Origin of the sequence: Streptomyces alkaliphilus (assembly GCF_014141535.1) — a bacterium.
Lineage (GTDB): Bacteria > Actinomycetota > Actinomycetes > Streptomycetales > Streptomycetaceae > Streptomyces > Streptomyces alkaliphilus.
The window spans coordinates 1-6,589 of sequence record NZ_VKHT01000190.1 but is presented as its reverse complement, the minus strand read 5'-3'; the positions used below and the strand labels follow the sequence as shown (position 1 = coordinate 6,589).

The 6,589-nt window shown below is 72.3% G+C and carries 6 protein-coding genes; 3 read left to right on the top strand and 3 right to left on the bottom strand.

Annotated features, from left to right (window positions below; translation table 11 throughout):
• Positions 1-142 precede the first annotated feature (142 nt).
• Positions 143-1,117, top strand: coding sequence for a glycerophosphodiester phosphodiesterase (locus FNQ90_RS08790; RefSeq protein ID WP_407699328.1), 975 nt, complete (start codon positions 143-145; stop codon positions 1,115-1,117).
• A gap of 189 nt (positions 1,118-1,306) precedes the next feature.
• Here the strand turns inward: FNQ90_RS08790 and FNQ90_RS08785 are convergent, their stop codons facing one another.
• On the bottom strand, positions 1,307-2,080 hold the full coding sequence (locus FNQ90_RS08785) for a M23 family metallopeptidase (RefSeq protein WP_182605846.1): 774 nt from the start codon (positions 2,078-2,080) through the stop codon (positions 1,307-1,309).
• A gap of 653 nt (positions 2,081-2,733) precedes the next feature.
• Between FNQ90_RS08785 and FNQ90_RS08780 the strand changes: the two genes are divergently transcribed.
• On the top strand, positions 2,734-4,044 hold the full coding sequence (locus FNQ90_RS08780; RefSeq protein WP_182605848.1) for an MFS transporter: 1,311 nt from the start codon (positions 2,734-2,736) through the stop codon (positions 4,042-4,044).
• A gap of 98 nt (positions 4,045-4,142) precedes the next feature.
• On the opposite strand, the gene FNQ90_RS08775 is transcribed toward FNQ90_RS08780, so the two are convergent.
• Positions 4,143-4,880 carry a PIG-L deacetylase family protein gene (locus FNQ90_RS08775; protein ID WP_182605845.1) on the bottom strand — a complete coding sequence of 246 codons (738 nt, stop codon included), beginning with the start codon at positions 4,878-4,880 and terminating at the stop codon, positions 4,143-4,145.
• Positions 4,881-4,899: 19 nt separating this feature from the next.
• Positions 4,900-5,658 carry an MHYT domain-containing protein gene (locus FNQ90_RS08770; RefSeq protein ID WP_323379848.1) on the bottom strand — a complete coding sequence of 253 codons (759 nt, stop codon included), beginning with the start codon at positions 5,656-5,658 and terminating at the stop codon, positions 4,900-4,902.
• Positions 5,659-6,301: 643 nt separating this feature from the next.
• Between FNQ90_RS08770 and FNQ90_RS08765 the strand changes: the two genes are divergently transcribed.
• Positions 6,302-6,589, top strand: a 288-nt coding sequence (locus FNQ90_RS08765; RefSeq protein WP_182605844.1) for a WGR domain-containing protein, incomplete at its 3' end; no start/stop codon positions are given.

Below are 6,589 nucleotides of genomic sequence, written 5' to 3'. Positions count from 1 at the left end.
CACCATGACCGTCCCACACCCACGAGGAGGTCTCGTGACGTCGCACAGCCCCGTCGGCCACGACCGGACCACTTCCCCGACCGAAGCGCGACGGCGCTCCCGACGCGGTCTGCGCGCGGGCCTGCTCGCCCTGGGGTTGGCCCTGGTGATCCCCGTCGCCCCGTGGTTCGGTCCGGGCCCGGGCACGTCGACCGCCGCGGCCCTTCCCCTGCCGCCCGCGGCCGCCGACGGCCCGGTGGTGGTCGCCCACCGGGGTGCCTCCGGACACGCGCCGGAGAACACCCTGGCGGCGGTGGACGCTGCCGCCGAGCAGGGCGTGTCCTGGGTGGAGGTGGATGTCCAGCGCACCCGGGACGGGGAGCTGGTCCTCCTCCACGACACCACTCTGCGACGCACCACCGATGTCGCCGAACGCTTTCCGGATCGGGCGCCTTGGCAGGTCGGGGACATGGACCTGGCGGAGGTGCGGCAGTTGGACGCCGGTTCCTGGTTCTCGCCGGAATTCGCCGAAGAGCGCGTCCCGACCCTGCGGGAACTGTTGCGTCGGTTGGACCGGCACGGACAGCGCCTGCTGCTGGAGATCAAGGCACCGGCCCGATACCCGGGCATCGAACGGGAGATCCTGCGGGAGCTGGCGCGGGAGGGATGGCTCGGGCCGCTGCGCCTGTACGACTCGCTGATCCTGCAGAGCTTCGACGAGGACTCGGTGCGCACCGTCCACCGCCTGGCCCCACAGGTGAAGACCGGGTTCCTCGGCTCCCCCGACTCGGACGAACTCGCCGACTACGCGGCCTTCACCCACCAGATCAACTCCCGACACACCGACCTGACCGCCGAGCGGGTCGCCGCCGTCCGGGAACTGCGCGGACCGCACGGACGCCGGATGGAGGTGTTCACCTGGACGGTGGACGACGGCCCCACGGCGGTGCGGCTGGCCGGCATGGGGGTGGACGGCATCATCACCAACCGTCCGGGTGAGATCCGGGAGGCGTTGCGCGGGGCCGGTCGGGGTGCCCCGGCACCGGGAGAATCCCCGGAGGAGAACGGATCGTCCGGGGCCGACCCCCTGTTCCGGTCACGGGTCCCCGGAACGGAGGGTTCCCCGACCGGGCGGTGACCCGGCCCGCGCCGAAACGCCGAAGCGCCGCCGCGCCCCCGGTGACCGGGGGCGCGGCCGCGTGGTGCCGGGCACGCGGGCGGGGGCGCGCGGAGAGAGCGCGTGTCGCCGACGGGAGCCGTCCGGAGGGAGCGGTGGGGAACCCGCGACACCCCGTCACGGGTTCCCCCGGCCCCTCCCCGGTTTTCCTCAGAGGTCGACGCCCTTGCCCCGCAGGTAGGAGGCGGGGTCGACCGAGGAACCGTAGTTCGGGGTGGTGCGGATCTCGAAGTGCAGGTGGGGGCCGGTGCTGTTGCCGGTGTTGCCGGACAGGGCGATCTGCGCGCCGGTCTCCACCCGCTGGCCGGGCGAGACCTGGACCTGCGACAGGTGGGCGTACTGGGCGTAGCTGCCGTCGTCGTGCTTGATCACGATGGCGTTGCCGTAGGCGGGGCCGTCGCCCGCGCCATTGCCGCCGGCCTTCACCACGGTGCCGCTGTGGACGGAGCGGACGGGGGTGCCGGTGGGCACGGCGAAGTCCTGACCGCTGTGACCGGCGGCCCAGCGGTCGCCGCTGTTCCCGTAGACCGCGGAGATGGTGTACCCGCCGGAGATGGGCGCGACCCAGGAGGCGGCCCGCTGGGCCTCGGCGGCCTTGGCCTCCGCCTCGGCCACCTTCTTCGCCTCCGCGGCCTCCGCGGCCTTCTTGGCCTCCGCCGCCTTCTTCGCCTCGGCAGCCCTGTTCGCCTCCGCGGCGGCCTTGACCTCGGCCTCCGCGGCCTTCTGGTGGACCTCGGCGAGGCCGAGGGTGTAGCGGGCGAGAGTGTCGGGGGTGCCTGCGGCGAACAGGTCACCACCGGTGGGGTCGGCCGCTGCCGCGACGCCGCCGCCACTGGCGAGGACGGCGGAGAATCCGACTCCGGCGGCCAGCATGGCGGCGCGGGTGCGGAGACGCGGGGCGCGGTTCGCGGTGGTGCTGGGCATGCGGGTGGTTACCTCTCGGGTCGCGGGTCGCCTCCTCGTGGAGGCGGGAAGTCCGTTTCGGTCCCGCCGGGAATCCCCGGCGCTGACGAAATCAAGTAGTAACCACCGAATCGCGGCATTTCAAGAACGATCGCATGGTTCAGATGCTATGCCCGATAGTTGAAGAAGCGGGGGCAAATCGTCCTTGAAGTCCGATTGATCCGGGCAGCCTCCCGGGGACCCGGGGGGCCGCTCGGGGACCCGGGGCACGGAGTGAAGCCACAGCTCGCGAGGGGTCCGTCGACATCCCCGGGTACTGCGGTCCCGGGCCGCGCGGACCAACATCCCGAATCGGACGGACCAAGGTCCCGCCCCGAAAACCCCATTTCCTACTATCCGATGTAGGGGTCATCGGAAAAGGTGTGGCGCAGGTCACCGGATTCCGATTCGGCGGTATTCCGGGAGGGGACCTTTTCGCCTTCCCACCGGGACCAAGGACCCGGTACCACGCCCCGGGCCGGCAGACTCCCGCCGTGACGAATTCCGCCGAACGCCCCTCCGAGACCACCGCCGGGGAGCCCGCCGGCACCGCCTCCCCCCGTCCGGGACCCACCAAGAAGCCCGTGTCCCTCCCCCGGTCCGCGCCTTTGACCCGGGTCCCGCCCGATGACCCGATGGCCGCCCTGCGCCGTCGCACCACCGCCGTCCTGGTGGTCGGACAGATCCTCGGAGGCTTCGGGGTCGCCATCGGGATCGCGCTGGCCGCTCTGCTGGCGACCGAGGTGAGCGGATCCGCAGGCGCCGCGGGCCTGGCGGTGACCGCGTCGGTCACCGGCACCGCCGTGCTCTCGCTGCCCCTGGCGGCCCTCATGACGCGGCACGGCCGTCGTCCCGGCCTCGCCTGTGGCTATCTGATCGGTGCTCTCGGGGGCCTGGTCGTGGTGGTCTCCGCCTCCCGGGGCTGGTTCCTCCCCCTGCTCGGGGGCATGCTGCTGTTCGGCGCGGGCTCCTCCGCCAACCTCCAGGCCCGCTTCGCCGCCGCCGATCTCGCCCCCGCCGCCCGACGGGGACGGGCCATCGCGACCGTGATGTGGGCGGGGACACTGGGAGCCGTCCTGGGGCCCAATCTGGCAGGCCCCGCAGGCCGCTCGATCGGCGCCGTCGACGGGCGGATACCGGAGACCGCGGGCCCCTTCGTGTGGGCGAGCGGCATCTTCCTGTTGGCCGCCGTGACGACCCACCTCCTGCTGCGCCCCGACCCGCTGCTCACCGCCCGTGCCCTCGAGTCGAAGGGGACCGGGGGAACCGGAACGGAATCGTTCGACGCCCCCGCGCGGGGGAAGTCGGCCCCGGCGGCCGGTGGGGCCGGTCCCACCGGCAGCGCCCCCCGCGGGCAGCGGGCGCTGCGTCGCGGGTGGGAGGCGGTGGCCTCATCACCCACCGCCCGCGCGGCCCTGGCCGGGGTCGCCGTCGTGCACACCGTGATGATCGCCATCATGGTGATGACCCCCGTGGACCTGGCCCACCACGGTGCGGGAATCGAACTGATCGGCCTGGTCATCAGCGGCCACATCGCCGGGATGTACGCCTTCTCCCCCGTGATGGGGCGCCTGGCCGACCGGCTGGGTGGCCTTCCCCTGCTGCTGGGCGCGTTGGGAACGGTCGCCGTGGCGGCGGCCCTGGCCGGCACCGCCGACGGACGGCACTCCCAGTCGGCGCTCGCCCTCTTCCTGCTGGGGTTGGGATGGTCCGCCGGTCTGGTGGCGGGCTCGACCCTGGTGACCGAGGCGGTGGCGGCCGAAGCGCGACCCGCCGCGCAGGGGCTGTCCGATCTGACGATGAACGGATGCGCCGCCCTCGGCGGTGCCGTGGCCGGGCCGATCGTCTCCTCCGCCGGCTACGGGACGCTCAACGCCGTGGCCGCCGCACTCCTGCTGCCGGTCGCTCTCCTCGCCCTGCGGTCGGCGCTGCGCCGCACCGACTGAACGGGTACGTCCGGTCGCCCCCGACCGGCCGGGCCGGTTCCGGGAAGAGGTACGTGTCCGCCCGGCCGGCACGGAGGCGATCGGGGGCGGGGCCGGGGTCAGCGCGGGAAGAGTTCGAAGGGCACGCAGCGCCGCCCTCCGAATCGTTCGGCCGCGGCGTCGGCCTCGCCGGTGATCAGCTCGCGGGCGTACGGCTCGGGCTCGACGCCCAGGCCCACCAGGTAGGCGTGGTGTTCCCGCAGAGAGGCCACCGCGCGCTCCAGCGCCTCCTCCCCCACCTGCTTCGCCCGATCGGCGAAGGGCGAGGCGGCCACGGCGATCCACCGGACACCGCCCCAGGGTTCCAGGAGGCCGCCGGCGAGTTGCTCGGGGAAGATCCACCGGTTCCCGGCGTCTCCCGAGGCGTCCAGAACGGCCCCTCCCACCGCCCGGTGGTCCGGGGTGTTGAGCATGCGTCCCACGCCCCACACGGGGTGGTGGTTCAGGGTGATCAGGAGGTCCGGGCGATGGCGGCGGATCGCCGCGGCGATGTCACGACGCAACTGCGGACCGTTCTCCACCACGCCGTCCCGGTGGGAGAGGAACTCCACCTCCGTGACCCCCACCCGGGCCGCGCTCGCCATCTGCTCGCCGGTGCGGACCGCGGCGCACTCCTGCGGGGGGAGGGAGTCGATCCCCGCCTCCCCCCGGGTGGCCAGAAGGTAGCGCACGTCCTTGCCCGCGGTGGTCCATTCGGCGATGGCCGCGGCGGCTCCGTATTCGAGGTCGTCCGGGTGGGCCACGACGGCCAGGGCTCGTTCCCAGTCCTCGGGCATGGGGCTCAGGGCATCCGTCATATCCCGAGGTTACCGACCGTCAGCCCCGCTGTGGCTCGGTCAGCCGGGCGACGGGACGACCGGGGGTCCCCGTGCGTCGCGCCCGCGTGTTGAGTTCGTCGGCGGTCATCGGGTCCAGGCCGACGACGAGTCCGACGACGAGCAGGAGCACGATGGGACCGAGCAGGATGGGCATCAGCGTCTCCAGGGGGGCGCGGCCCCCCAGCCCGACCGTCTCGGTGTGGGCGTGCAGGGTCAACGCCTGCATGCCGAGGTAGTGCATGCCGTTCACCGCGACGGCCATGACGGCGCCGGCGCCCAGGGCGGCTCCCAGGGAACGGGCCGCGATCGCGAACCACAGGGCGGCGGTGGCGGCCACCACCGCGACGACGACGGACAGCACGACGATCAGGGGGTCGTACGCGAGACCACCGTCCATCCGCATCCCGGCCATGCCGAGGTAGTGCATGCCGGCGACGCCCAGCCCCGTGATCACGCCGGCGAGGAGCAGCGCCGGGACGGATGTGGGGTGGAGACCCACCAGGAGGACACCGAGGCCGACCACGAGGATGGCCACCGCCAGACTGGCGTAACTGATGGTGGCGTCATAGGTGATCGGTAGGGCGGGGCTGGTGAAGCCCATCATGCCGATGAAGTGCATGGTGAAGATGCCGGTGCCGATGGCGACCGCTCCGAGGGCGAGCCAGCCGAGCCGACGACGCCCGACGGTGGTCAGCCCCCGAACCGTGCAACGCAGGCCGAGCGTGCTCCCCAGCATGGCCATGAGAAAACCGAGCACGGGTGTGATGAACCCGTAGGTGAATCCGTCTACCGGAACCCCTGCGGCGGTGTGCACCACGGGCCCCCCTTGTCATGTGGATGAGCTGGATGAGCGATGTATCGACCTCGCACGAGCGGTGCGGTGCGGCCGATCCGTCGGCGCGTGGCGACGGGGCGAGAGGAAACGGAGACGACCGGACGGCGGCACACAGATCCCGGGAAGGGGAGGGTCACGGGAGGGATTCCGGAATCGGGGACGGCGCACGGAGCGGCTTCGTCGAGGTGCTCTCACACCGGGGCGGAAGCGACGACTTTCGGCCGAACCGATGCTAGGTCCGGAATGGCGCGAACACATCGGTCATTCACAGAGGAGCGATAAAAACGTTACATTCACCCGGACACAGCATTACCATAACGGTCAAATCGTGCACTAGGTGGGGAATTTGTGTGTGCAGCCATGAGGGTCGCGGGTGGAGTGGAGACCGATTCCGAACGCGCCATCGGCATGTGCCGGACGAAAATCCGCCACTTCCGGAGGGGAGGGGCCCGGCTCCCCCGGCGGGCGGAGCGGGAGGCGGAGGAGCGGTCGATGTCAGTGCCCCGCCCTACCTTTCGATCATCGGTAACCGGCCGCCCGGCCGGTTCGGGGAGGGAGCACCACCATGTCCGCGTCGGGTACGTCCGTCACCACCTACCTCGAACTGTCCGAGGACGGTGAAGGGGCCCACAAGTTCTACGAAGTGGTCGTCACGGGCCCCGAGGTCTCCGTGCGCTACGGCCGGATCGGCTCCGACGGGCAACACCGGACCAGCACCTTCGCCTCACCGGAGAAGGCCCGTGCCGCCGCCGCCCGCAAGATCGCCGAGAAGGAGCGCAAGGGTTACGCGCCCGCGGTCCCGGGTGGCCGTGCGCCACGGCCCGTCACCCGCCGGACCACCGCCTCCGCCCCC

Coding starts and splice junctions, on each gene's coding strand:
- FNQ90_RS08785 (WP_182605846.1), bottom strand. CDS start 2,080: ATGCCCAGCACCACCGCGAACCGCGCCCCGCGTCTCCGCACCCGCGCC.
- FNQ90_RS08780 (WP_182605848.1), top strand. CDS start 2,734: ATGGCCGCCCTGCGCCGTCGCACCACCGCCGTCCTGGTGGTCGGACAG.
- FNQ90_RS08775 (WP_182605845.1), bottom strand. CDS start 4,880: ATGACGGATGCCCTGAGCCCCATGCCCGAGGACTGGGAACGAGCCCTG.